Raw genomic sequence first — 21,385 nt, 5'->3', positions numbered from 1 at the left:
CAGCTTACGGCGGGACTTTCACCCACAGGAGTGCGCCCATGCTGGGCGCACCCATGCAAAAAGGCAGTCACCTCGCGGTGACTGCCTTTTTTTTCAGCACATTTCCAAGCGATTAGAAATTGTAGCGTGCGCCCAAAGCCAGGCCCGTGGCCTTGCGGCCCTGGTCGGCGCTCTTGCCGAAGTGTTCCACTTCCGCCGTCAGCGAAACTTTCTCGTTGATCGCGTACTGGGCACCGACGGAAGCGTACACGCCCGTCTTGTCGTTGCCGCTGATGCCGGTCGACAGGCCGGTGCCGCTCAAGCTGTTCTTGACCTTGGCCACACCGAGCTTGCCGAACACGCCGACCTTGTCGCTCACCGGCATGGTCGCCTTGCCGGCCAGGTAGTAGCCGTGCGAATCGCTTTTCACGGCCCCGTTGCCGGCGCCGGTGACATAGCTGTAATCCTTGCTGCCGAAATCGGCATAGCCGCCCTCGATTGCCCAGGTTTTATCGAAATCGTAACCGGCGAAGATCTTGGCGCCTGCCTTGTAACCGCTGTGATTATCGGCGCTGGTGGCGCCAGGAATATCGAAGTTATAACGGTTGCCCGTGATGCCGGCACCCACATAGGCGCCTTCGGCGTGCGCCGCGCTCATGCCGGTGAATGCGGTAGCGGATGCGATCATTGCAAACAGGATTTTCTTCTTCATCATGTTCTCTCTCTCAATTAGTGAATGTTCCTGGATTCGCAGTTCAGCGAAGTGCGATGAGGACACAATAACAGCCGAAAAAAGCTACGTCTTTCTCCATTCCGTAAGAACTGTGACAAGATGTAAGCCAACATTGCAAACTGACAATAACCGCAAAATGCGCACCGTTGAGCGAACTTAAGATAGACTTAAGAACATTAGCGATTTTCAGTCCAGAGGAGAAGTGCATGCACAAACGCCAGTTTCTCGCCGCCGGCATGGCCGCCGCGGCCCTGCCCGCCATCGCCCGGGCGGCGCCCGCCGGCCCGCGCGGTCCGGCCCTGCTGACCATCACGGGCAGCATAGCCAAGCCGAACCGGGGGCCGTTCGACGCCATGCGCGACCAGATGATGCACAAGCAAAAGATCAGTTTTGAGCGGGCGCGGGCGTTCGACTTCGCGGCGCTGGCGAACTTGCCGGCACGCACCATCCACCCCACCCTCGAATACGATGGCAAGGCGCATGCCCTGCGCGGGCCGTTGCTGGTCGACGTATTGAAGGCGGCGGGCGCGCCAGAGGAAGATGCGGTGCGGCTGCTGCTGCGGGCCGTGGATGGCTATGCGGCGGCGCTGACCATGGCGCAGGCGCGCGCACAGCGTTTTATTGTCGCCACCCACCTGGACGGGCAGGCGATGGCGCTCGGCGGCCTGGGGCCGCTATGGGCTATCCACGATGCGGACCGCATCGCGGCCGTGGCGGCCCTGCCACTGGCCGAACGGTTCGCCAGCTGCCCGTGGGCGCTGTATCACATTGGCGTGGAGGCGGGTTGAAACAAATTATGCGTAGGCTTCCGCCATCGACATGACGCGCGGGGCGATGGCAATACCATGCTCCTCGAACAGGGCCGTGATGGCCGCTAGGTTGTGCGTGCACTCCTCGGTTTTCCAGCCCTTGAAGATATCCGTGCCATCCTTCTGGAAATGCAGATCCAGCACTTTGCCCGCATCCTTGTGCAGGTAGGGCGAACTATAGGTGTTCTCGAAGCCGAGTGCCTTCAATTGCCCCAGCAAGGCCAGTGGTGGATGATCGGGATCGGTGGCGAGGAAAACGCCGAAGGTCTTGCCCGGCGGTTTGGCGGCGATGTCGACCTCGTAGATGCCGGGGGCCTTGCTGACAGACGTACTCTTTAAAAATAACATACAACACTCCCTGCGCGTAATGTCCCGCGCCTGAAACGGGCGGCAGGACAGGGGCGATGCGCAATGATTCCCCTCATCAAATCTTATTGCTAATTTGCATCTTTGTCGACAAATCGGCACTTTTATTTGGTAAGTCGTGGTTATCTTGCCGCGTGCGCCAGCGTATATTGTCAATAGGGCCAGTTATCATTGCGCCAATACCCGCCCTGCTGCATACTTTTGGCTTGCGTCACGATTGTCTTCCCGCCGGCCACTCCTCGTTCCCATGCGTCTTCTGTCGATCAAGTACCGCCTGCTCATCCTCCTGACCCTGATCCTGGGGGCGGGCTTCATGGCCACCAGCCTGGCCAGCTACCTGGCTTCGCGCCAGGCCATCGAACACGGCATCGCCGACCAGACCTTGCCGCTGACGGGCGACAACATTTACTCGGAAATCCAGAAGGACATGCTGCGCCCCGTCTTCATCTCGTCGCTGATGGCGCACGACACCTTCGTGCGCGACTGGATACTCGCCGGCGAAAACAAGCCGGAACAGATCGTGCGCTACCTGGCCGAGGTCAAGAAAAAATACGGCGCCATCACCAGCTTTCTCGTCTCGGACAAGAGCCGCAAATATTATTACGCGGAAGGCACTCTGAAATCCGTCAGCCCGGAGGAAAAGCGCGACATCTGGTACTACCGCGTGCGCGCCATGGACAGCACCGATTATGAAACGAATGTCGACGTGGACATGGCCAACCGCGACAGCATGACCATCTTCATCAACCACCGCGTTTATGATTACGATGGCCAGTTCATCGGCGCCACCGGCATCGGCCTGACCCTGGCCACCATGAGCCACATCATCGACCGCTACCAGGCGCGCTTCCACCGCAACATCTATTTTGTCGACGCCGCCGGCACCCTGGTGCTGGCGGGCAAGACCATGCGCAACGGACACGGCAACATCCGCAGCCTGCCCGGCGTGAGCGCCATTGCCGGGCAGATCCTCAACCAGCAGAGCGAACCGACGCACCTGTCGTACCAGCTGGGCAGCGCGCAAATCCTCGTCAACTCGCGTTTCATCCCCGAACTGGGCTGGTACCTGGTGGTCGAGCAGAACGTCAGCGACGAAGTCCGGTCGCTGCAGCGCGTCTTCATCTTCAACCTGGCCATCAGCTTCGGCGTCACCCTGCTGGTACTGGTCTTGACCCTGCTGACGGTGAACCGCTACCAGCGCCGCATCGAGCGCATCGCTTCGACGGATGCGCTGACCGGGCTATTGAACCGCCAATCGCTGGAATTGCTGTTCCAGCGCGCCATGCTCCTGTCCAGACGCAACGAACAGCCGATGTCGGCCATCCTGTTCGACATCGATTTCTTCAAGCGCGTCAACGATACGCATGGCCACCTGTGGGGCGATAAAGTCATCCGTGGCGTGGCCGACGTGGCGCGCGCCACCGTGCGCGAAAGCGACGTCATCACGCGCTGGGGCGGCGAGGAATACCTGGTGCTGCTGAATAACTGCAGCCTGGCGCAAGCGGCGGAAGTGGCGGAAAACCTGCGCGCCGCCGTCGAGCAACATGATTTCGGCCTGCCCGCGCCGCAAGTCCCTGTGACGATCAGCCTGGGCGTGGCCGAGTACCGGCCAGACGAAAGCGAATCGGCCTTCTTTTCGCGCGCCGACAGCGCGCTGTATCAGGCCAAGCAGCGCGGACGCAACCGCGTGCACGCCGCCGACTGATTTATTGCCCGCGCTTGCGCCTGGCCAGATCCTGCGTGGGCGCCACCAGCGCCCGGTACAACTCGCCCGTGGCGGCATCCCAGGCATGCACGGCCTGCTGCTGGCGTTGCACGGTGGCCGAATCGCCCCGTGCGATGGGGCCGGACAGCGCGGGCGCGGCCCCCAGGCGGAACACGTTCGCCACCGCTTCCGTCACCAGCGGCTGCGCCAGTTCGCGCGCCACCGGCTCGGGAATGCCGGCCGCCTGATAGGCGCGCAAGGCGGCATCGAGCACCGTCACCAGGTAGTTGCTGGCGAAGACGGCAGCCGCGTGATACAGAGTTTTCGCGGCCGGATCGATGGGCACGGGGCGCGCGCCGATGGCGTTCAAGGCCGGCGTGAGGAAAGCCAGCGCCAGCGGATCGCCTTCGACGCCGCAAAACGTGCCGTCAAAAGTGGCGGCCACCTGCCGCGGGTCGGCAAAGCTGCGGATCGGGTGTGCGCTGGCGACAAAGGCGCCGGCCTGCGTGGCCGCCAGCAGCACGTTCGACGCCAGCGCGCCGCTGCAGTGAAACACGACGGCGCCCGCCTGGCGTCCTTCGGCCACCAGCGCCGCGCAGGCCGGGCCGATCTGGTCGTCGGAAACGGCCAGCATCGTCACGTCGGCGCGCCGCAAGGCCGCATAGCTGGCGACGGGGGTGCCCGCGCCGATGAAATCGACGGCCGACTGCGCCGACGCCATCGAGCGCGTCAGCACATCCTGCACCACGATCCCGTCCACGCCGGCGAACAGACGGCCCAGCACGCTGCCCACATGGCCGGCGCCGATGATATTCAGGGTGACGTTCATGCTGATAGGCTAGAAACTCGATCCCGGCTGGCGCAGGAATTCCAGCTCTTGCGGCGTGGAAGCGCGGCCCAGGATGGCGTTGCGGTGCGGGAAGCGGCCAAAGCGGGCGATCACTTCCTGGTGCCGCTCGGCATAATCGAGCATGCCGTCAAAACCGGGCTGCGCCTGCGACAGCAGCTGGAACAGCTCGACGGCGCGCGCCTGCATGGCCAGGTCTTCCGCGTGTTCGAACGGCAGGTAGGCGAAGGCGCGCAGCATCGGCGGCAGCTGCCTATCCTGCCCCGCTTGCGTCAAGGCGACGGCCAGCGCCAGCGCCCGGGCATCGCCGGCAAACGCGCGCGGCGTGCCGCGATACACATTGCGCGTGAATTGATCGAGCACGATGAGGCGCGCCAGCGCGCCGTGCGGCGTGGCGTCCCACTCGCGCAAGCCGCCCTCGATGGCGGCATCGATCAGCGCGCCGAAACGCGCGCGTATCTGCGCGTCGAAACCATCATCCTTGCGGAACCATTCCATGCGCGACTGGCCATAGTCAGGGTTATCCGGCGGCAGAAACCAGAAATCGAGTACCTCTTGGGCCTGTGCATCCATATCCATCCTCTCAGCATCCGTATCAATTACGCGCATGCGACAGCTGGAAGCCGGCGATGCCTTCGAAAGCGGCCAGTTCGGCCGACATGGCCGACAGGCTGGCGCCCGTGTTCTTGCCATGCGCGATGGCGACAAAACGCCATTCCTGCATGCCGTCGCTGCTGCCGATGGTCAGCGAGCCGCCGGCGATGTCGTAGCCGCGCGTGGCAGCCATGCGCCGCAGCGCATCTTCGCGGGGAATAAACCCTTGCCTGAAGCGCATGGTGATGGCCACCGCGTGGCGCGACGGCAGCCAGTTCTCCAATTTTGACAGAAAAATCATCGCCATCGCGCACAGGAAGGCCAGGCCCATGGCTGACAGGTAAAAGCCGATGCCGACCATGATGCCGATCACGGACGAGGCCCAGATCGAGGCGGCCGTCGTCAGGCCGCTGATATTGAAACCCTCGCGCATGATCACGCCGGCGCCCAGGAAACCGACGCCCGTGACGATGCCCTGGATGATGCGCGTGGGGTCGCTGCCGACGATGGCGCCATGGCCGCCATACCAGAACTCGGGATAGCCGCCCAGCACCGTCAGCGCGGCCGAGGCCATGCAGACAAGGCTGTAGGTACGCATGCCCGCCGCGCGCCCGTGGTACGAGCGTTCATAGCCAACCAGCAAGCCCAGCAGCAGCGCGCCGAGCAGGTTCAGCAAGATCACGCCATTCGTCGCCAGTTCGGCCGGCGACCAGTAGGCGCGCAGGAAGTCGATGGTCGGCATTTAGTCCTGGGGCTTTTTGGTCAGCTGCTTTTCAAACGCCACATCGAACTTGCTGACGCGGCGCGCCTTTTGCGGTCCCAGACCATTGACGAAGGCGACAAAGGCGTCCAGTTCCAGCGGCGGGCACAAAGGCGGCAAGCCCGGGCCTTCGGTGAGGAAGAACAGTTCATCGCCCGTGCGCGCCATCGTGTAGAGGCGGTGGCCGGTGCGTTCCTTGAGCCGCTCGATGGCGGACGTGGCGCGGGTCGAGCGCATCAGATGGCTCCCGTGCGCTGTTCCAGCCACGCCAGCGCAGGCGCATCGGCCAGCGCGGCCAGATGCGGCGCCAGGCGCGCGCGCACGGTGGCGTGATAGTCGTTCAGCCAGGCCGCCTCGTCGTCGCGCAACAGCGAGCGTTCCACGCAGCGCGTGTCGATCGGGCACAGGGTCAGGGTTTCAAAGCGCAAGAAGTCGCCGAACTGCGAGGACGCGGCCGGGACGTTGAGCACCAGATTCTCGATGCGGATGCCCCACTGGCCGGGGCGGTAGATGCCCGGCTCGATGGAGGTGATCATGCCGATCTCCATGGCCGTCTGCGGCTCCGGCATGGCGGACTGGGAAATCGATTGCGGCCCTTCGTGGACGTTGAGGAAAAAGCCCACGCCGTGGCCCGTGCCGTGGCCGAAGTCGATGCCTTCGGCCCACAGCGGCGCGCGGGCTATCGCGTCGAGCATGGGCGACTTCACGCCGCGCGGGAACTGCGCGCGCGCCAGGGCGATCATGCTGCGCAAGACCAGCGTGAAATCGCGCTTGTGCTCGGCCGTGATCGTGCCGACGGGGACCACGCGCGTGATGTCCGTGGTGCCGCCCCAGTACTGGCCGCCCGAGTCGATCAGCAGCAAGCCGTCGCCTTCGATGGTCGCTTCCGTGCCCGCATGGGCGTGGTAATGCATGATGGCGCCATGCGCATTGAAGCCGGCGATGGTGCCGAAACTGGGGCTGACAAAACCGGCGCGGCGGGCGCGGGCGGCCGTCAGGTGCTCGTCGACGCCGATCTCCGTCAACGGCGCGCGCTGCGGGTCGGCCAGGGTGCTATCCAGCCAGCTGAAAAACTCGCACAGGGCGGCGCCATCCTGTTCCATGGCCGCGCGCACGTGCGCCGCTTCGGCATCCGTCTTGCGCGACTTGGCCAGGGTGGTCGGGTTGATGGCTTCCACCACCCGCACGCCCTCGGCCACGGCCTGGCGCGTGCCGAAGGTGATGCGGCGCGGGTCCAGCAGCAGGGTGGCGCCGGCCGGCAGGGCCGCCAGCGCTGCCGCCGTGCGGTCGTACGCGGCCACGTCCACGCCCTGTTCTTCCAGGGTGGCGCGCAGGGCGGCGGGCACCTTGCCGTCGGCGACGAACAGGGTGGTGCGCTCGGGGCCCACCAGCGCATGCGCGAGGAAGACGGGGTTGTAGTTGACGTCGGCGCCGCGCAGGTTGAACAGATACGCGATGTCGTCGAGGGTGGAAATCACATGGTGGCTGGCGCCGTGCGCCGCCATGCTGGCGCGCACGGCCGCCAGTTTTTCCATGCGCGACAGCGATGGATACGCGGCCGCATGTTCAAACACTGGCGCGGCGGGCATGGCCGGGCGATCCGGCCAGACGGTTTGCAGCACATCGGTGTCCGTGCGCAGGGTCACTTGCGCGCCCAGCGCCTGCTGCAACAGGCGCGCATTGGCCAGGCCCAGCACGGCGCCATCGACGGCCACCGTCTGCCCCGGCCGCATGGTCTCGCCCAGCCAGTCGATATACAGCACGCTGGCGCCGGACGGGATTTTCTTCAGGACGATGCCGCTGCCGGCCAGTTCGTCTTCGGCCTGTTCCCAGTAGCGGCTATCGGTCCACACGCCGGCGAAATCCTGCGTCACGACCAGCGTGCCGACGGACCCCGTAAAGCCCGACAGCCACTCGCGGCCCTGCCAGCGGGCCGGCAGGTACTCGGACAAATGCGGGTCGGCCGAGGGCACGATGCAGGCGTCGATGTGCTGCGCGTGCATGGCGCGGCGCAGCTGCGACAAACGGGAGGCGGGAGTGGCTTGGTCAGGTGTCTGCATGGAAGCGAAAATGGCGCGGTGCTGGGAAGTGCCTATGATACCGCGATTAGCAGCCGGGCTGCACTCAGTCCAACGCCAGCAGCACCCCGGCGGTAGCGGCGATTTTTTCCAGCAGCGCCTCATCGTGCGGCAGCCAGGGCACGGCGCCCAGCTTGTTCCCCTTCACGACCACCTCGGTCGCCACTTCGGCGCCGTCCAGCGTGACCCTGCCGGTAGTCAGGTGGATCGCGTGCCTGCCGACCATCAGGTGGCGCGCTTCGAGCGCCATGCGGCCGTCCTCGATCTGCTCCGCGAAGACCTGTTCCAGCACGGTGCGCCGCATGCCCGCCATCGGCCCCGGCGCCAAATTGGCCAGAGAAGACAAGCGCTCTTCGCGCTGCACGCTTTGCTCTTCTTCCACCAGCGCCAACGCGCTGGCGCTGACCAGCAGATCGACCGCGCGGCACGCTTCCGAATACGCCACCGGCGCCATCGGCATCATCTGCGCTGGCGCCAGCCCGTTGGACGTACAGGCACCGCCCGCGCCTGGATACACGCGTCCCTCGATGCGCAGCAATACGCGCCAGGCGCCGAACTGGCGCGACAAGCCTGCATCATCGTCCAGCCGCCAGCCTTCGCGGCGGGCCAGTCCCAGCAAGGCAGGCAGCGACAACTGGTAGCCGGCAAATGGGGCACTGCCGTCGCCGGGCGGTGCATATATTTCACGATACACCTGGCGCAGCGGCTGGCGCACGCGCCGCTGCGTGACCAGGGCCTGCCAGGCGGCGCGCTGCTCAACGCTGCCGTGCAAGGGGTGCCACAGGCCGATTTCGCCTTGCTCGGGCAATTCCATTGGCTGCCCCTGCGCATCGATGGCGCCCTTCCCGTCGAGCATAAAGGCCAGCCCATCGCCCGTGCGCCACACCAGCGCGCGCGCCACCACGTCAACATCGGCATCGTCGCGCAGGGCGCGCCATTGGCCCTGGCCAAACCACACATTGCTGGCATAGCCCGCCTCCAGGCGGCGCGCCAGCATGGCCTGACGCCGCTTGCCCATGGGGCCGGGCATGCCGATCCTCCAGGCGATATCAGGCCGTTCGGCCAGCGCCCGTTCGGCCGGCTTCAGATTGCGTTCCAGCTTCTTGCGGATGCCCGCATGCCGCACCTGCGCCAGCGCCGTGCGCAGGGCCCGCAAGCTTTCCGGCGTGGGGATGGTTTCCACCGCATGGCCCAGCGCCATCGCCAGCGACTGCGACGGCGCGCTCCTGGCCGCACCGGGCGCCACGCATGCCAAAGGCAGCAAGACGGTGATCACGGACGCAAACCAGTCTTCATCGCGATAGCCGGCGACCCGCGCGGCGCGCGCCAGCACCGGAGAGTCTGCCGTGGCAAAGGCGGCATCGGCCGCATACGGCACGCCGCCGTCATGGATGGCGGCGAGATGGCGCGCCGCCTGTTCCAGTATCGTGCGCGCAAATTCGACATACGCCGCATCGTCGGCCAGCACGTCGGCGGGATCGGCCTCGCCGATACTGTCGCGGTTCCAGTGGCCGCTGTAGCGCGAGCCGGCCAGCGCCAGCCGGGACGCTTGTGCCAGCTGCGGCAGCACGGCCAGTTCCTGCAAGGTCAAGGGCATCGGGTAGCGCGCATGGCGCTCGTCCATCATCTGCCCGAATTGGGCCGGGGCGTCGCCGCCGGCCAGCTGCGCCAACAGCCAGGCGGCAAAATGCTGCTCACCCCAGCGCGCAGGGTCGTCGAGGATGCGCAATGCCAGTTGCGCACTGCCTTCCGGTGGCGCGCCATGCAGGCAAGCCAGGCAGCCAATCGCGTAGTCCCAGTCATGCACGCGGGACGCGTCCAGCGCGTCAAGGAACACCTCACCCGCCAGCAGGGGCGCCAGGTTCATGCTGGTCGCTTGTGCCAATAGTCCCAGCGCCAGGTCACGGCATGCAGGATCATCATGGCCGAAACCGGAGGCGCGGTGCAGCGCGCCCCAGACAAGGCCCAGCTCCTGCGGCGTCCAGTCACGCAAGTCCACGGGCGGTCCCGTGAAGCGCGCATGCTCGACTACGGCGCCCTCGAGGCGTGCGCGCAGCGCTGCGGCGCGGGCGGACTCAGATGGCATCATCGGCCTCGTAGCGGCGCAAGCCTTCCAGGTCCAGCACGCGGATGCCGCCGTAATCGAGGCGCAGCAAGCCTTTCTTTTCCAGCACCTGCAAGGCCTGGTTGGCGCGCTGGCGCGATGAGCCGGACAGCAGGCCGATTTCTTCCTGCGACAGCTGCACCAGCGTTTCCACGCCTGGGTACAGGTGCGAATTGAACATCGAGGCCAGGCAGCGCGCCACGCGCGTGTTCAGATCCAGCAAGCGCTCGTTTTCCACCATGCCGATGAACTGGCCCAGGCGCTCATTGAGCTGCATCAGCAAGAAGCGCGTGAATGGCAAGCTCGTTTCCAGCAGCCAGTGGAAGGTGGCGCCGGGAAGGCGCGCCACGCGCGTGTCGCGCAGGGCCATGGTGTCGTATTTGCGGATCTCGTTCTTCAGCAATGAACCTTCGCCGAACCAGCTGCCGGGCGGCACGCCGATAAAGGTCATGGCCTTGCCGGAGGCGGAAAAATTATTCATCTTGACCATGCCGCTGATGACCCCGATCCAGTTGTCCACCGGCTCGCCCTTGCGGCAGACAAAGCCGCCTTTCGGCACGAAAGTCTCGAACACATCCGTTTCGACCCGGGCCAGTTGAGCGGGATCGAGCAGCTGTGCCCAGTGGGCCGCGCGCACGGCATCCTTGAGGCTGATATCAGGGTAGGTCATTGTGCGATGCACCATCGAAAAGTGGGTAAATGTCCCCGAAAAGACAACTTGGCAAACCAACGCAAGCTACTATCATTGCACAAACGCCTGACACATAAAAAACACAGAGCGCCATCCGACGAGGTGGGGCCTGAGACAAGCAACAGGGAGACACTGGTGCAAACGAATACCACCGCAGCAATGCCGACTTTTCCGCGGCGCTTATTGCAACACGGAACAGTACGATCCGACAAGCCCGCCTTTCGCGAAAAACACCTGGGCATCTGGCAAACCTGGACCTGGGCCGACGTCAACGAAGAAGTGCGCGCGCTGGCCTGCGGCCTGGCCGCCATCGGCTTCCGGCGCGGCATGAACCTGGCCATCATCGGCGATAATCGTCCGCGCCTGTACTGGGCCATGCTGGCGGCGCAAAGCCTGGGCGGCGTGCCCGTGCCACTGTACCAGGACGCGCCGGCCGCCGACATGGCCTATGTGCTGCAGGATGCGGAAATCCGCTACGCCATCGTCGAAGACCAGGAGCAGGTCGACAAGCTGCTCGAACTCAAGGCCCTGTATCCGCACATCGCCCACATCGCCTATGACGATGAGCGGGGCATGCGCCATTACCGCCAGCCAGAGCTGACATCCTTTGCCGCCCTGCAGGTGCTGGGCCGGGCCTACGACCGCGAGCACCCGGGCTTCTTCGACGCCACCGTGGCAGCGGGCCAAGGGAGCGATTCGGCCGTCATCCTGTACACCTCGGGCACCACGGGCAAACCGAAGGGCGTGTGCCAGAGCCACACGGCGCTCCTGGCCGCAGGCGAAGGCGGCGTGGCCTTCGACAAGCTCACCGACGAGGAAGACATCCTGTCCTACCTGCCCATGGCGTGGGTGGGCGACTGCCTGTTTTCGCTGGCGCAGGCCATGGTGGCCGGCTTCACCGTCAATTGCCCCGAATCGGGCGACACGGTGATGATCGACATGCGCGAAATCGGCCCCACCTGCTACTTTGCGCCGCCGCGCGTGTTCGAGAACATGCTCACCAGCGTGATGATACGCATGGAGGATGCGAGCAGCATCAAGCGCCACATGTTCAGCCATTTCATGGACGTGGCCAAGCGCTGCGGCGCACAGATTTTGGATGGCAAGCCGGTGCCGCTGGCGGACCGCCTCAGCTACAAGCTGGGCGAGCTGCTCGTCTACGGCCCCCTGAAAAACGTGCTGGGACTGTCGCGCGTGCGCGTCGCCTACACGGCCGGCGCCGCCATCGGCCCCGACCTGTTCCGCTTCTACCGCTCCATCGGCGTCAATCTCAAGCAGTTGTACGGCTCGACCGAAACCTGCGCCTATGTGTGTCTGCAACCGGACGGCAATATCAAGTTCGACAGCGTCGGCTTGCCGGCGCCGGGCGTGGAAGTCAAGCTGGCGGCCAATGGCGAAGTGCTGGTCAAGTCGCCCGCCACCATGAGCGGCTACTTCAAGCGCCCCGATGCGACCGCCGAAGTGATCGACGCCGACGGTTACTTTCATACGGGCGACGCGGGCGTGTTCGATGGCGAAGGCCATCTGAAAATCATCGACCGCGCAGCCGACGTCGGCAAGCTGACGTGCGGCGCCATCTTCGCGCCCAACTACATCGAAAACAAGCTCAAGTTCTTCCCCTTCATCAAGGAAGTGGTGGCCTTCGGTCATGCGCGCGACCAGGTCTGCGCCTTCATCAACATCGACATCGAAGCGGTGGGCAACTGGTCCGAGCGGCGCGGCATCGCGTATGCCGGCTACACCGACCTGGCGGCGCGCGCCGAAACCTACGGCTTGATCCGCGACTGCATCGAGCAAGTCAACGCGGAACTGGCGGCCGACCCCTTGATGGACCGTACCCAGGTGCACCGCTTCCTGGTGCTGCACAAGGAACTCGACCCGGACGACGACGAGCTGACGCGCACGCGCAAGGTACGCCGCAAATTCATCGCCGAAAAGTACGCGGTGCTCATTTCCGCCCTGTATGAAGGCAAGGCAACGCAGTACATCGAGACCCAGGTGAAATTCGAGGATGGCCGCCTTGGCTCGACCAGCGCCAACCTGCAGATCTGGGACAGCAAAACGTACCGGCCCCAGGGCCTGGCCGCATGATGGAGCACAGCACGATGCAAATGAACGAACCCGACGCCCATTTCGGCACGGCCCGCAAGACGGGCCCCGTGATCCTCGACCTGAAAAACATCTCGCTGTCGTTCGGCGGCGTGAAGGCGCTGACCGACATCTCGTTCGACGTCAAACAGCATGAAATCCGCGCCATCATCGGCCCGAACGGCGCGGGCAAAAGCTCGATGCTCAACGTGATCAATGGCGTGTACCGCCCGCAGCAGGGCGAAATCATCTACCGGGGCGAGCACCGGCGCGGCATGGATTGCTATGCGGCCGCCAAGTCCGGCATCGCGCGCACCTTCCAGAACATCGCCCTGTTCAAGGGCATGACGGTGCTCGACAACATCATGACGGGGCGTAACCTGAAGATGAAGTCGAATTTCCTCTTGCAAGCCCTGTACTGGGGCCCGGCGCGGCGCGAGGAAATCGAGCACCGCAAGAAGGCCGAGGAAATCATCGACTTCCTGGAAATCCAGGCCATCCGCAAGACCCCCGTGGGACGCCTGCCCTACGGCCTGCAAAAGCGGGTGGAGCTGGGCCGCGCGCTGGTGGCCGAACCGGAAATCCTGCTGCTGGACGAACCGATGGCCGGCATGAACGTGGAAGAAAAGCAGGACATGTGCCGCTTCATCCTCGACGTCAACGACCAGCTGGGCACGACCATCGTGCTGATCGAGCATGACATGGGTGTGGTGATGGATATCTCCGACCGCGTGGTGGTACTCGACTACGGCAAGAAGATCGGCGACGGCACGCCCGACGAGGTGCGCAGCAACCAGGATGTCATCAACGCGTATTTGGGTGTCGCGCACTAGCACCAGACAAGGGATAGCAATGAATATCAATTTTTTCTTTGAAGTGCTGATCGGCGGCCTGCTGTCGGGCGTCATGTACGCGCTGGTGGCGATCGGTTTTGTCCTGATCTACAAAGCCTCGGGCGTGTTCAATTTTGCGCAGGGAGCGATGGTGTTTTTCGCCGCCCTCACCTGCGTCGGCATCATGGACAAGTTCGGCCTGTCGCTATGGCTGGCCATCCCGCTGACGATGCTCACCATGATCGTGCTGGGCATGGCGATCGAACGGGTGGTCTTGCGGCCCCTCGTCAACCAGCCGGAAATCACGCTGTTCATGGCCACCATCGGCCTGACCTTTTTCATCGAAGGCCTGGCGCAGCTGATGTGGGGCTCGCAAGTGCACAAGCTGGACCTGCCCATCGAAGACGTGCCGATGCCCTTCCTGATGGAGCATTTCAATATCATCATCTCGCAGTTCGACGTGGTGGCGGCCGGCATCTGCGCGTTGCTGGTGATCTGCCTGGCCCTGCTGTTCTCGAAAACCAAGGTGGGCCGCGCCCTGCGCGCCGTCGCCGACGATCACCAGGCGGCGCTGGCGGTCGGCATTCCGCTGCAGCGCATCTGGGCCGTGGTGTGGGGCGTTGCGGGCCTGGTGGCCATGGTGGCAGGCTTGCTGTGGGGCGCGCGCAACGGCGTGCAGTTCGCCCTCACCTTCATCGCCTTGAAAGCGCTGCCGGTGCTGATCCTCGGCGGCTTTACATCGGTGCCGGGCGCCATCGTCGGCGGCCTGATCATCGGCGCCTCGGAAAAGCTGGCAGAAGTCTACCTCGGTCCCATGGTGGGCGGCGGCATCGAAGGCTGGTTCCCGTATGTGCTGGCCCTGCTGTTCCTGCTGGTGCGTCCGGAAGGCCTGTTCGGCGAGAAGATCATCCGGCGAATATAAGGCCCCAAGAGCATCGTAGGTCGGATTAGCCGAAGGCGTAATCCGACAAACACCCCAACAGCCAGTAAAGGACACGCCATGATTTACCGTGAAGCAGGACAATTCAAGACCAGCTACCAGGCTGACAACCAGATTTTCCCGATCCGGCAAGACCGCCTGGCGCTGACGGCCACGCTGCTCGTCGCCGTCTTCCTCCTGCCGTATTTCGCCTCGCCCTACATGCTGTCGGCGATCCTGATTCCCTTCCTGATCTTCGCCCTGGCGGCGCTGGGCCTGAACATCCTGACCGGCTACGCGGGCCAGCTGTCGCTGGGCACGGCCGCCTTCATGGCCGTGGGCGCGTTCGCCTCGTATAACTTCATGGCGCGCCTGCCCGGCTTGCCGCTGCTGGTGTCGTTCATCCTGGGCGGCCTGTGCGCGGCCATGGTGGGCATCGCCTTCGGCCTGCCCTCCCTGCGCATCCGCGGCTTTTACCTGGCCGCCTCCACGCTGGCGACGCAATTCTTCGTCGTCTGGTGCCTGACCAAGATTCCGTATCTGACCAACTACAGCTCCTCGGGCGTCATCACGGTGCAGAAAATGACCATCCTCGGCTACCAGTTCGATACGCCGCAAAGCAAATACCTGCTGGTGCTTGCCATCGTCGCCGGCATGGCCCTGCTGGCCAAGAACATGATCCGCTCCAACGTGGGCCGCTCGTGGATGGCCGTGCGCGACATGGACATGGCGGCCGAAGTGATCGGTTTCAGACTGATGCGCACCAAGCTGCTGGCCTTCGCCGTCAGCTCGTTCTACTGCGGCGTGGCCGGCGCGCTGTATGCGTATGCCTACCTGGGCACGGTGGAACCGGAAGCGTACAACCTGGACCTGTCCTTCCGCATCCTCTTCATGATCATCATCGGCGGCGTCGGTTCCATCCTCGGCTCCTTCCTCGGCGCGGCCTTCATCGTGCTGCTGCCCGTCTTCCTGAACACCATCGCGCATGGCCTGGCGTTGCCGACCAGCGTGGCCTCGAACCTGGAACTGATGGTGTTCGGCGCGCTGATCATCTTCTTCCTGATCGTCGAGCCGCACGGCCTGGCCAGGCTGTGGCAGATCGCGAAGGAAAAGTTGAGACTCTGGCCCTTCCCCCATTAAGTTTTTGCAGTCCGATGTCGGTTCACTTGAATACCAAATAAAACAAGAGGAGACACAATGAAACACATCAAATCGCTCATGCTGGCCGCCGCCATCGCCAGTGCCGCACTCACCATGGCCGGCAGCGCCCAGGCCCAGGACAAGGAACAGTACATCGCCCTGCCGTCCTACCGCGTAGGCCCTTACGCGGCCGGCGGCTCCGGTTTCTACGGCGGCATCATCGACTACTTCAACCTGGTCAACCAGGCCGGCGGCGTCAATGGCGTCAAGATCAGCTGGGAAGAATGCGAAACCGAATACAACCCGTCGCGCGGCGTCGAATGCTATGAACGCCTGAAAACCAAGCAGGGTGGCGCCACCCTGGTCGAAACCCTGTCCACCGGCGTCGCCTACGGCATCCTCGACCGCGTGGCGCAGGACAAGATCCCCATGACGATGATCGGCTACGGCCGCTCGGACGCCGCCAACGGCAAGGTCTTCCCGTATGTGTATCCGCTCATCTCCAGCTACTGGAGCCAGGCCGCCGGCATGATCAAATACCTGGGCGACAAGAATGGCGGCATGGACAAGCTGAAAGGGAAAAAAATCGTCCATCTGTACCACGATTCGGCCTTCGGCAAGGAGCCGATGCCGGTGCTCGAAGCGCTGTCGAAGCAGTACGGCTTTGAGCTGGTGAAAATTCCCGTCGCGCCGCCAGGCAGCGAACAGCAATCGCAATGGCTGCAGATCCGCCAGGCCAAGCCGGACCACGTGATCCTGTGGGGCTGGGGCGTGATGAACTCGGTCGCCATCAAGACGGCGCAACGCAATGGCTTCCCGCGCGAAAAAATGCTGGGCGTGTGGTGGGCCGGTTCCGAGGAAGACACGATTCCATCGGGCGATGCGGCCAAGGGCTATACCGCCATGAGCTTCAATACGCCGGGCAACTACCCAGTGCTCGACGACATCCGCAAAAAACTCTACGCGTCCGGCAAGGGCAACCTGTCCGACCAGTCGCGCATCGGCTCCGTCTACCACATGCGCGGCGTGACGGCCGGCATCCTGTGGGTGGAAGCGATCCGCGTGGCGCAGGAAAAATTCGGCAAGGGCAAGCCCGTCACGGGAGAGCAGATGCGCTGGGGCCTGGAAAATCTGAACGTCGACGATGCGCGCCAGAAGGCCGTGGGTGCGCTGGGCATGTTCCCCACCGTGAAGACCAGCTGCGACGACCATGAAGGCTCGGGCGCCGTGAAGGTACAGCAGTGGGATGGCAAGAAGTGGACCGCCATCACGCCGAAATGGATCGTCGGCGACAAGGCCCTGGTGCGTAAACTCGTCGAGGAATCGTCCGGCAAGTACGCCGACGAGAAGAAGATCACGCCGGCGTGCATGAAGTAAGCGGCTCTCGGGGTGGTGTCGGATTACGGCCTGCGGCCTAATCCGACCTACGCCGCATCCACGTAGGTCGGATTAGCGCAGCGTAATCCGACAAGCACCAACATCACATGAAAACGAAGCAGCCATGACACCCACTGCCACGCAAACACCAGACACCCCACCGCCCTACCTGTCGGTGAACAATATCGAAGTCATCTACGACCATGTGATCCTGGTCCTGAAGGGCGTGTCGCTGCAAGTGCCGCAGGGCAAGATCGTGGCACTCCTGGGCGCCAACGGCGCCGGCAAGTCGACCACCCTGAAAACCATCTCGACCCTGCTGCGCGGCGAGCGCGGCGACGTCACCAAGGGCGAAGTCCAGTTCAAGGGCGAACGCGTGGATCAATTGACGCCGAATGAACTGGTCAAGCGGGGCCTGTCGCAAGTGATGGAAGGGCGCCACTGTTTCGGCCACCTCACCATCGAGGAAAATCTCCTGACGGGCGCCTACACGCGCAGCCTGTCGCGCGGCGAGCTGAAAGACGCGCTGGAGAAGGTGTATCACTATTTCCCGCGGCTGAAAACGCGGCGCAGCAGCCAGGCCGGCTATACCTCGGGCGGCGAACAGCAGATGTGCGCCATCGGCCGCGCGCTGATGGCCAAGCCGTCGATGATTCTGCTGGACGAGCCGTCGATGGGCATCGCGCCGCAGATCGTCGAAGAGATCTTCGGCATCGTCAAGGATTTGAATCACAAGGAGAACGTGTCTTTTCTGCTGGCCGAACAGAACACCAACGTGGCGCTGCGCTACGCCGACTTCGGCTACATCCTGGAAAACGGCCGCGTCGTGATGGAAGGGCAAGCCCAGGATCTGGCCAGCAACGAAGACGTCAAGGAGTTTTATCTGGGCGTCTCCAGCGCCGGGCGCAAGAGCTTCCGCGACATGAAGTTCTACCGCCGCCGCAAGCGCTGGCTGGCCTGACGCAGGAGGCAAGTCATGGACCTGGAACGGGCCAAGCAAGTCTGCCGCGGCCTTCCCGGCGCGACCGAAGACATCAAGTGGACGAACGTGCTGGCGTTTTGCGTCGGCGGCAAGATGTTCGCCCTGTGCGGCGCGGAAGCACACAGCACGCGCGGCATGAGCTTCAAGGTCGATGCGGAACGCTTCCTGGAATTGACGGACCGCCCCGGCTTTCGCCCGGCGCCCTACCTGGCGCGGGCCAGGTGGGTGCTGGTCGCCAGCCCCGACGCGCTGGACGACGACGAAATGGCCGCCCTGCTGCAGCGCTCATACAGCCTGATTGTTGCGGGGCTGACGAAAAAAATGCAACGTGACATTGGAGAATCAGCAACATGACCGATACGCTCGACAGTCTGGAAGCACGCGCCCCCGAAGCGCGCGAACGCGAATTGATGGCCGGCCTGCCGCAGCTGATCGCGCGCGCGCAACAGGCGCCGGGCTGGGCCCGCATCCTCGATGGCGTCAACGCAGCCGACATCACCAGCCGCACCGCGCTGGCGCAGCTGCCCGTGACGCGCAAGTCCGACCTCAAGCAATTGCAGCACGGCGCGCTGCCGTTCGGCGGCTTGAACACGACGCCGAAAAACGCCCTGTCGCGCGTCTTCGTCTCGCCCGGTCCCATCTTCGATCCCGAAGGCCGCGGCCCCGACTGGTGGCGCTTCGCGCGCCCGATGTATGCGGCCGGCGTGCGCGCCGGCGGCTTGCTGCAGAACTGCTTTTCATATCACTTCACGCCAGCCGCCTTCATGGTCGAAGGCGGCGCCGCGCGCATCGGCTGCACCGTCATCCCGGCCGGCATCGGCCAGACGGAAATGCAGGTGCAGGCGATGGCCGACCTGAAGCCGGACACGTATATCGGCACGCCGTCATTTTTAAAACTGATCATCGAAAAGGCGCGCGAAATGGGCGCCGACATCAGCAGCGTCACCAAGGCAGTGATGGGCGCCGAAGCCTTGCCCGAATCCCTGCGCAGCTGGTTTGCCGAGAACGGCGTGCCGCACGTGTTCCAGACCTATGCCTCGGCCGATATCGGCAGCATCGCCTATGAAACGGCCAGCGATGGCAAGCTCAATCCGGGCATGGTCGTCGACGAAAACGTGCTGCTCGAAATCGTCCATCCGGGCAGCGGCATTCCCGTCGCGCCGGGCGAAGTGGGCGAAGTCGTCGTCACCGTCTTCAATGCCGACTATCCGCTGATCCGCTTTGCCACGGGCGACCTGTCGGCCGTGCTGATGGACGCGCCGGAGTCGCCGTGCGGGCGCACGAATACGCGCATCAAAGGCTGGATGGGGCGCGCCGATCAGACCACCAAGGTGCGCGCCATGTTCGTGCATCCGTCGCAGGTGCACGACATCGCGCGCCGCCATCCGCACATCAGGAAGGCGCGGCTGGTGGTGTCCGGGCGCATGGCCAACGACGAGATGACTTTGCATTGCGAAGTCGACGATCCGACGGACGCCAGCGGCGTGGAAGCCATCATCGGCTCGATCCGCGAACTGACCAAGCTGCGGGGAGAAGTGGTGCTGGTGGCCGTGGGCAGCCTCGCGCAGGACGGCAAGGTCATCGATGATATGCGCGATTACAAATAAGGCCGATTTGCGGGATAATACCGGCATTGACCATCAGCCCTACTCATCGCCATGCAAGAGTCCATGCAAGAATTTCATCACAACCGTGCCCGTGACCTGATCAAGAACGCGGAACTGCTGTTCGACCAAGACGCCGTGCAGGCGTCGATCACGCGCATGGCCGAGGTGCTCAACACGCGCTTCAATGCCGAAGACTCGAAAGAGTTCCCGCTGGTGCTGGGCGTGATGGGCGGCGCCGTCGTGTTTACGGGCAGCCTGCTGCCGCAATTGAGTTTTCCGCTCGAATTCGACTACATCCATGTGAGCCGCTACGGCGACGACGACAAGGGTGGCGAAGTGGTGTGGAAAGTCATTCCCCGCTCGAATGTAGCGGGCCGCACCGTCATCGTGCTCGACGATATTCTCGACGAAGGCGAAACCCTGGCGCACGTCAAGCAGCGCTTGCTGGACATGGGCGCCTCGGAAGTGATCCTGGCCGTGTTTGCCGACAAGGCCATCGGCAAGAAGAAACCTGTACAAGCCGACATCGTCGGCCTGGTGATCCCGAACCGCTTCGTCGTCGGCTTCGGCATGGATGCGTATGGCTACTGGCGCAACCTGCCAGGCCTGTGGGCCATCAAGCCCGAGGATTTGAAGCAGGAGTGATTGTGGTGTTGTCGGATTACGCGCTGCGCGCTAATCCGACCTACCAGTGCCCGGTGGCGTAGATCGGATTAGGCCAAAGGCCGTAATCCGACAACGACCACCAGCGTTACAGCTTCAACCGCGCGCGCGCCGCATCATATTCGGCCTTCAGGCGCGCCACCATCTCTTCCACGCTCGGCACGTCATCCATCAAGCCCACGCCCTGGCCCGCGCCCCAGATGTCGCGCCAGGCCTTGGCGCTGCCGGAACCGAAATTCATCGCGCTCTTGTCCGCTTCAGGCAAGGCTTCCGGATCGAGTCCGGCTGCGACGATCGATTTTTTCAGGTAATTGCCGTGCACGCCCGTAAACAGATTCGTGTAGACGATGTCCGATGCCGCGGATTCGACGATGGCGTCGCGGTAGCCATCGCTGACGTTCGATTCCTTGGTCGCCAGCCAGCGCGAGCCGATGTAGGCGAAGTCCGCGCCCATCGCTTGCGCGGCCAGCACGGCATCGCCCGTGGCGATGGAGCCCGACAGCGCCAGCGGACCGTCGAAGAATTTGCGCACTTCGCCCACCAGCGCGAACGGCGACAGGGTGCCCGCGTGGCCGCCGGCGCCGCTGGCCACCAGGATCAAGCCATCGACACCCGCCTCCAGCGCCTTTTTCGCGTGACGGATCGAAATCACGTCATGCAGCACGATGCCGCCGTAGCTGTGGATGGCGTCGAGCATTTCCTTGGGCGGCGCGCGCAGCGAGGAAATGATGATGGGGATCTGGTGTTTCACGCACACTGCCACGTCATGTGCCAGGCGGTCGTTCGACTGGTGCACGATCTGGTTGACGGCGATCGGCCCCACTTTTTTATCGGGATTGGCGGCCTGGAAAGCGGCCAGCTCGGCCTGCAAATCCGTCAGCCAGGTATCGAGCAATTCGGCGGGACGCGCGTTCAGGGCCGGGAAGGAACCGACGATGCCGGCCTTGCACTGCGCCGCGACGAGGGCCGGGCCGCTGGCGATGAACATCGGCGAAGCGATAACGGGTAAGGAGAGGTTTTGCAACGCAACAGGCAATGCCATGGCGGACTCGCTGGAAAGTTGATCGGGATGAGAAACACACTGAACGTTGATTATAGTGCAGAAAAAGT

General features: G+C 63.9%; 21 protein-coding genes. 11 read left to right on the top strand and 10 right to left on the bottom strand.

Annotated elements, in window-relative coordinates; translation table 11 throughout:
* Positions 1-112: 112 nt before the first annotated feature.
* Positions 113-694, bottom strand: coding sequence for a porin family protein (locus AC54AF_RS24635; RefSeq protein ID WP_496638667.1), 582 nt, complete (start codon positions 692-694; stop codon positions 113-115).
* 224 nt (positions 695-918) lie between these two features.
* Here AC54AF_RS24635 and AC54AF_RS24630 point away from each other — a divergent pair, with 224 nt between their 5' ends.
* Positions 919-1,500, top strand: coding sequence for a putative pterin-binding protein (locus AC54AF_RS24630; RefSeq protein ID WP_496638666.1), 582 nt, complete (start codon positions 919-921; stop codon positions 1,498-1,500).
* 6 nt (positions 1,501-1,506) lie between these two features.
* Here the strand turns inward: AC54AF_RS24630 and AC54AF_RS24625 are convergent, their stop codons facing one another.
* A complete protein-coding gene (locus AC54AF_RS24625; protein ID WP_496638665.1) occupies positions 1,507-1,869 on the bottom strand; it encodes a hypothetical protein in 363 nt (120 codons plus the stop codon).
* Positions 1,870-2,134: 265 nt separating this feature from the next.
* Here AC54AF_RS24625 and AC54AF_RS24620 point away from each other — a divergent pair, with 265 nt between their 5' ends.
* Positions 2,135-3,592 carry a sensor domain-containing diguanylate cyclase gene (locus AC54AF_RS24620; RefSeq protein ID WP_496638664.1) on the top strand — a complete coding sequence of 486 codons (1,458 nt, stop codon included), beginning with the start codon at positions 2,135-2,137 and terminating at the stop codon, positions 3,590-3,592.
* A 1-nt stretch (position 3,593) separates the two neighbouring features.
* Here the strand turns inward: AC54AF_RS24620 and AC54AF_RS24615 are convergent, their stop codons facing one another.
* The 7 genes from AC54AF_RS24615 to AC54AF_RS24585 form a co-directional block, all read right to left on the bottom strand.
* Positions 3,594-4,421 carry a Rossmann-like and DUF2520 domain-containing protein gene (locus tag AC54AF_RS24615; RefSeq protein WP_496638663.1) on the bottom strand — a complete coding sequence of 276 codons (828 nt, stop codon included), beginning with the start codon at positions 4,419-4,421 and terminating at the stop codon, positions 3,594-3,596.
* A 9-nt stretch (positions 4,422-4,430) separates the two neighbouring features.
* A complete protein-coding gene (locus AC54AF_RS24610) occupies positions 4,431-5,018 on the bottom strand; it encodes a DUF924 family protein (RefSeq protein WP_496638662.1) in 588 nt (195 codons plus the stop codon).
* Between the two features lie 16 nt (positions 5,019-5,034).
* The gene (locus AC54AF_RS24605) at positions 5,035-5,775 is read right to left on the bottom strand and encodes an MgtC/SapB family protein (protein ID WP_496638661.1); all 741 of its coding nucleotides are present in this window, start codon (positions 5,773-5,775) and stop codon (positions 5,035-5,037) included.
* Positions 5,776-6,030: a hypothetical protein gene (locus AC54AF_RS24600; protein ID WP_131689527.1), complete on the bottom strand. Its 255-nt coding sequence runs from the start codon at positions 6,028-6,030 to the stop codon at positions 5,776-5,778.
* Positions 6,030-7,853, bottom strand: a complete 1,824-nt coding sequence (locus AC54AF_RS24595; RefSeq protein WP_496638660.1) for an aminopeptidase P family protein — start codon at positions 7,851-7,853, stop codon at positions 6,030-6,032. Before AC54AF_RS24595 ends, AC54AF_RS24600 begins: the two co-directional genes overlap by 1 nt.
* A gap of 64 nt (positions 7,854-7,917) precedes the next feature.
* The gene (locus AC54AF_RS24590) at positions 7,918-9,960 is read right to left on the bottom strand and encodes a DUF4132 domain-containing protein (RefSeq protein WP_496638659.1); all 2,043 of its coding nucleotides are present in this window, start codon (positions 9,958-9,960) and stop codon (positions 7,918-7,920) included.
* Positions 9,947-10,645, bottom strand: coding sequence for a cyclic nucleotide-binding domain-containing protein (locus tag AC54AF_RS24585; RefSeq protein WP_131689524.1), 699 nt, complete (start codon positions 10,643-10,645; stop codon positions 9,947-9,949). The genes AC54AF_RS24590 and AC54AF_RS24585 overlap by 14 nt, the downstream gene beginning before the upstream one ends.
* A gap of 180 nt (positions 10,646-10,825) precedes the next feature.
* Between AC54AF_RS24585 and AC54AF_RS24580 the strand changes: the two genes are divergently transcribed.
* The 9 genes from AC54AF_RS24580 to AC54AF_RS24540 all read left to right on the top strand — a co-directional run bounded on the left by AC54AF_RS24580 (position 10,826) and on the right by AC54AF_RS24540 (position 20,257).
* Positions 10,826-12,757, top strand: coding sequence for an AMP-binding protein (locus AC54AF_RS24580; protein WP_496638668.1), 1,932 nt, complete (start codon positions 10,826-10,828; stop codon positions 12,755-12,757).
* Between the two features lie 14 nt (positions 12,758-12,771).
* Positions 12,772-13,587, top strand: a complete 816-nt coding sequence (locus tag AC54AF_RS24575; RefSeq protein WP_029496076.1) for an ABC transporter ATP-binding protein — start codon at positions 12,772-12,774, stop codon at positions 13,585-13,587.
* Positions 13,588-13,612: 25 nt separating this feature from the next.
* On the top strand, positions 13,613-14,509 hold the full coding sequence (locus AC54AF_RS24570) for a branched-chain amino acid ABC transporter permease (RefSeq protein WP_207781057.1): 897 nt from the start codon (positions 13,613-13,615) through the stop codon (positions 14,507-14,509).
* Between the two features lie 78 nt (positions 14,510-14,587).
* Complete coding sequence (locus AC54AF_RS24565) at positions 14,588-15,646, top strand: branched-chain amino acid ABC transporter permease (RefSeq protein ID WP_034752817.1); 1,059 nt, start codon at positions 14,588-14,590, stop codon at positions 15,644-15,646.
* Between the two features lie 57 nt (positions 15,647-15,703).
* Positions 15,704-17,023, top strand: a complete 1,320-nt coding sequence (locus tag AC54AF_RS24560) for an ABC transporter substrate-binding protein (protein WP_131689521.1) — start codon at positions 15,704-15,706, stop codon at positions 17,021-17,023.
* Between the two features lie 124 nt (positions 17,024-17,147).
* On the top strand, positions 17,148-17,984 hold the full coding sequence (locus AC54AF_RS24555) for an ATP-binding cassette domain-containing protein (RefSeq protein WP_131689520.1): 837 nt from the start codon (positions 17,148-17,150) through the stop codon (positions 17,982-17,984).
* Positions 17,985-17,999: 15 nt separating this feature from the next.
* Positions 18,000-18,359, top strand: a complete 360-nt coding sequence (locus AC54AF_RS24550; RefSeq protein ID WP_131689519.1) for an MmcQ/YjbR family DNA-binding protein — start codon at positions 18,000-18,002, stop codon at positions 18,357-18,359.
* Positions 18,356-19,612 (top strand): AMP-binding protein, encoded by a 1,257-nt coding sequence (locus AC54AF_RS24545; protein ID WP_131689518.1) that lies wholly within the window; start codon positions 18,356-18,358, stop codon positions 19,610-19,612. Before AC54AF_RS24550 ends, AC54AF_RS24545 begins: the two co-directional genes overlap by 4 nt.
* Positions 19,613-19,675: 63 nt before the next feature.
* Positions 19,676-20,257 (top strand): hypoxanthine-guanine phosphoribosyltransferase, encoded by a 582-nt coding sequence (locus tag AC54AF_RS24540; protein WP_496638658.1) that lies wholly within the window; start codon positions 19,676-19,678, stop codon positions 20,255-20,257.
* 106 nt (positions 20,258-20,363) lie between these two features.
* Here AC54AF_RS24540 and AC54AF_RS24535 read toward each other — a convergent pair whose 3' ends face one another.
* Complete coding sequence (locus AC54AF_RS24535; RefSeq protein WP_131689516.1) at positions 20,364-21,317, bottom strand: nitronate monooxygenase; 954 nt, start codon at positions 21,315-21,317, stop codon at positions 20,364-20,366.
* Positions 21,318-21,385 lie beyond the last annotated feature (68 nt).

The organism is Janthinobacterium sp. JF4 (genome assembly GCF_059617925.1).
This window is presented reverse-complemented; position numbering and strand designations above follow the sequence as displayed.

Coding starts and splice junctions, on each gene's coding strand:
- AC54AF_RS24635 (WP_496638667.1), bottom strand. CDS start 694: ATGATGAAGAAGAAAATCCTGTTTGCAATGATCGCATCCGCTACCGCA.
- AC54AF_RS24630 (WP_496638666.1), top strand. CDS start 919: ATGCACAAACGCCAGTTTCTCGCCGCCGGCATGGCCGCCGCGGCCCTG.
- AC54AF_RS24625 (WP_496638665.1), bottom strand. CDS start 1,869: ATGTTATTTTTAAAGAGTACGTCTGTCAGCAAGGCCCCCGGCATCTAC.
- AC54AF_RS24620 (WP_496638664.1), top strand. CDS start 2,135: ATGCGTCTTCTGTCGATCAAGTACCGCCTGCTCATCCTCCTGACCCTG.
- AC54AF_RS24615 (WP_496638663.1), bottom strand. CDS start 4,421: ATGAACGTCACCCTGAATATCATCGGCGCCGGCCATGTGGGCAGCGTG.
- AC54AF_RS24610 (WP_496638662.1), bottom strand. CDS start 5,018: ATGGATATGGATGCACAGGCCCAAGAGGTACTCGATTTCTGGTTTCTG.
- AC54AF_RS24605 (WP_496638661.1), bottom strand. CDS start 5,775: ATGCCGACCATCGACTTCCTGCGCGCCTACTGGTCGCCGGCCGAACTG.
- AC54AF_RS24600 (WP_131689527.1), bottom strand. CDS start 6,030: ATGCGCTCGACCCGCGCCACGTCCGCCATCGAGCGGCTCAAGGAACGC.
- AC54AF_RS24595 (WP_496638660.1), bottom strand. CDS start 7,853: ATGCAGACACCTGACCAAGCCACTCCCGCCTCCCGTTTGTCGCAGCTG.
- AC54AF_RS24590 (WP_496638659.1), bottom strand. CDS start 9,960: ATGATGCCATCTGAGTCCGCCCGCGCCGCAGCGCTGCGCGCACGCCTC.
- AC54AF_RS24585 (WP_131689524.1), bottom strand. CDS start 10,645: ATGACCTACCCTGATATCAGCCTCAAGGATGCCGTGCGCGCGGCCCAC.
- AC54AF_RS24580 (WP_496638668.1), top strand. CDS start 10,826: ATGCCGACTTTTCCGCGGCGCTTATTGCAACACGGAACAGTACGATCC.
- AC54AF_RS24575 (WP_029496076.1), top strand. CDS start 12,772: ATGCAAATGAACGAACCCGACGCCCATTTCGGCACGGCCCGCAAGACG.
- AC54AF_RS24565 (WP_034752817.1), top strand. CDS start 14,588: ATGATTTACCGTGAAGCAGGACAATTCAAGACCAGCTACCAGGCTGAC.
- AC54AF_RS24560 (WP_131689521.1), top strand. CDS start 15,704: ATGAAACACATCAAATCGCTCATGCTGGCCGCCGCCATCGCCAGTGCC.
- AC54AF_RS24555 (WP_131689520.1), top strand. CDS start 17,148: ATGACACCCACTGCCACGCAAACACCAGACACCCCACCGCCCTACCTG.
- AC54AF_RS24550 (WP_131689519.1), top strand. CDS start 18,000: ATGGACCTGGAACGGGCCAAGCAAGTCTGCCGCGGCCTTCCCGGCGCG.
- AC54AF_RS24545 (WP_131689518.1), top strand. CDS start 18,356: ATGACCGATACGCTCGACAGTCTGGAAGCACGCGCCCCCGAAGCGCGC.
- AC54AF_RS24540 (WP_496638658.1), top strand. CDS start 19,676: ATGCAAGAATTTCATCACAACCGTGCCCGTGACCTGATCAAGAACGCG.
- AC54AF_RS24535 (WP_131689516.1), bottom strand. CDS start 21,317: ATGGCATTGCCTGTTGCGTTGCAAAACCTCTCCTTACCCGTTATCGCT.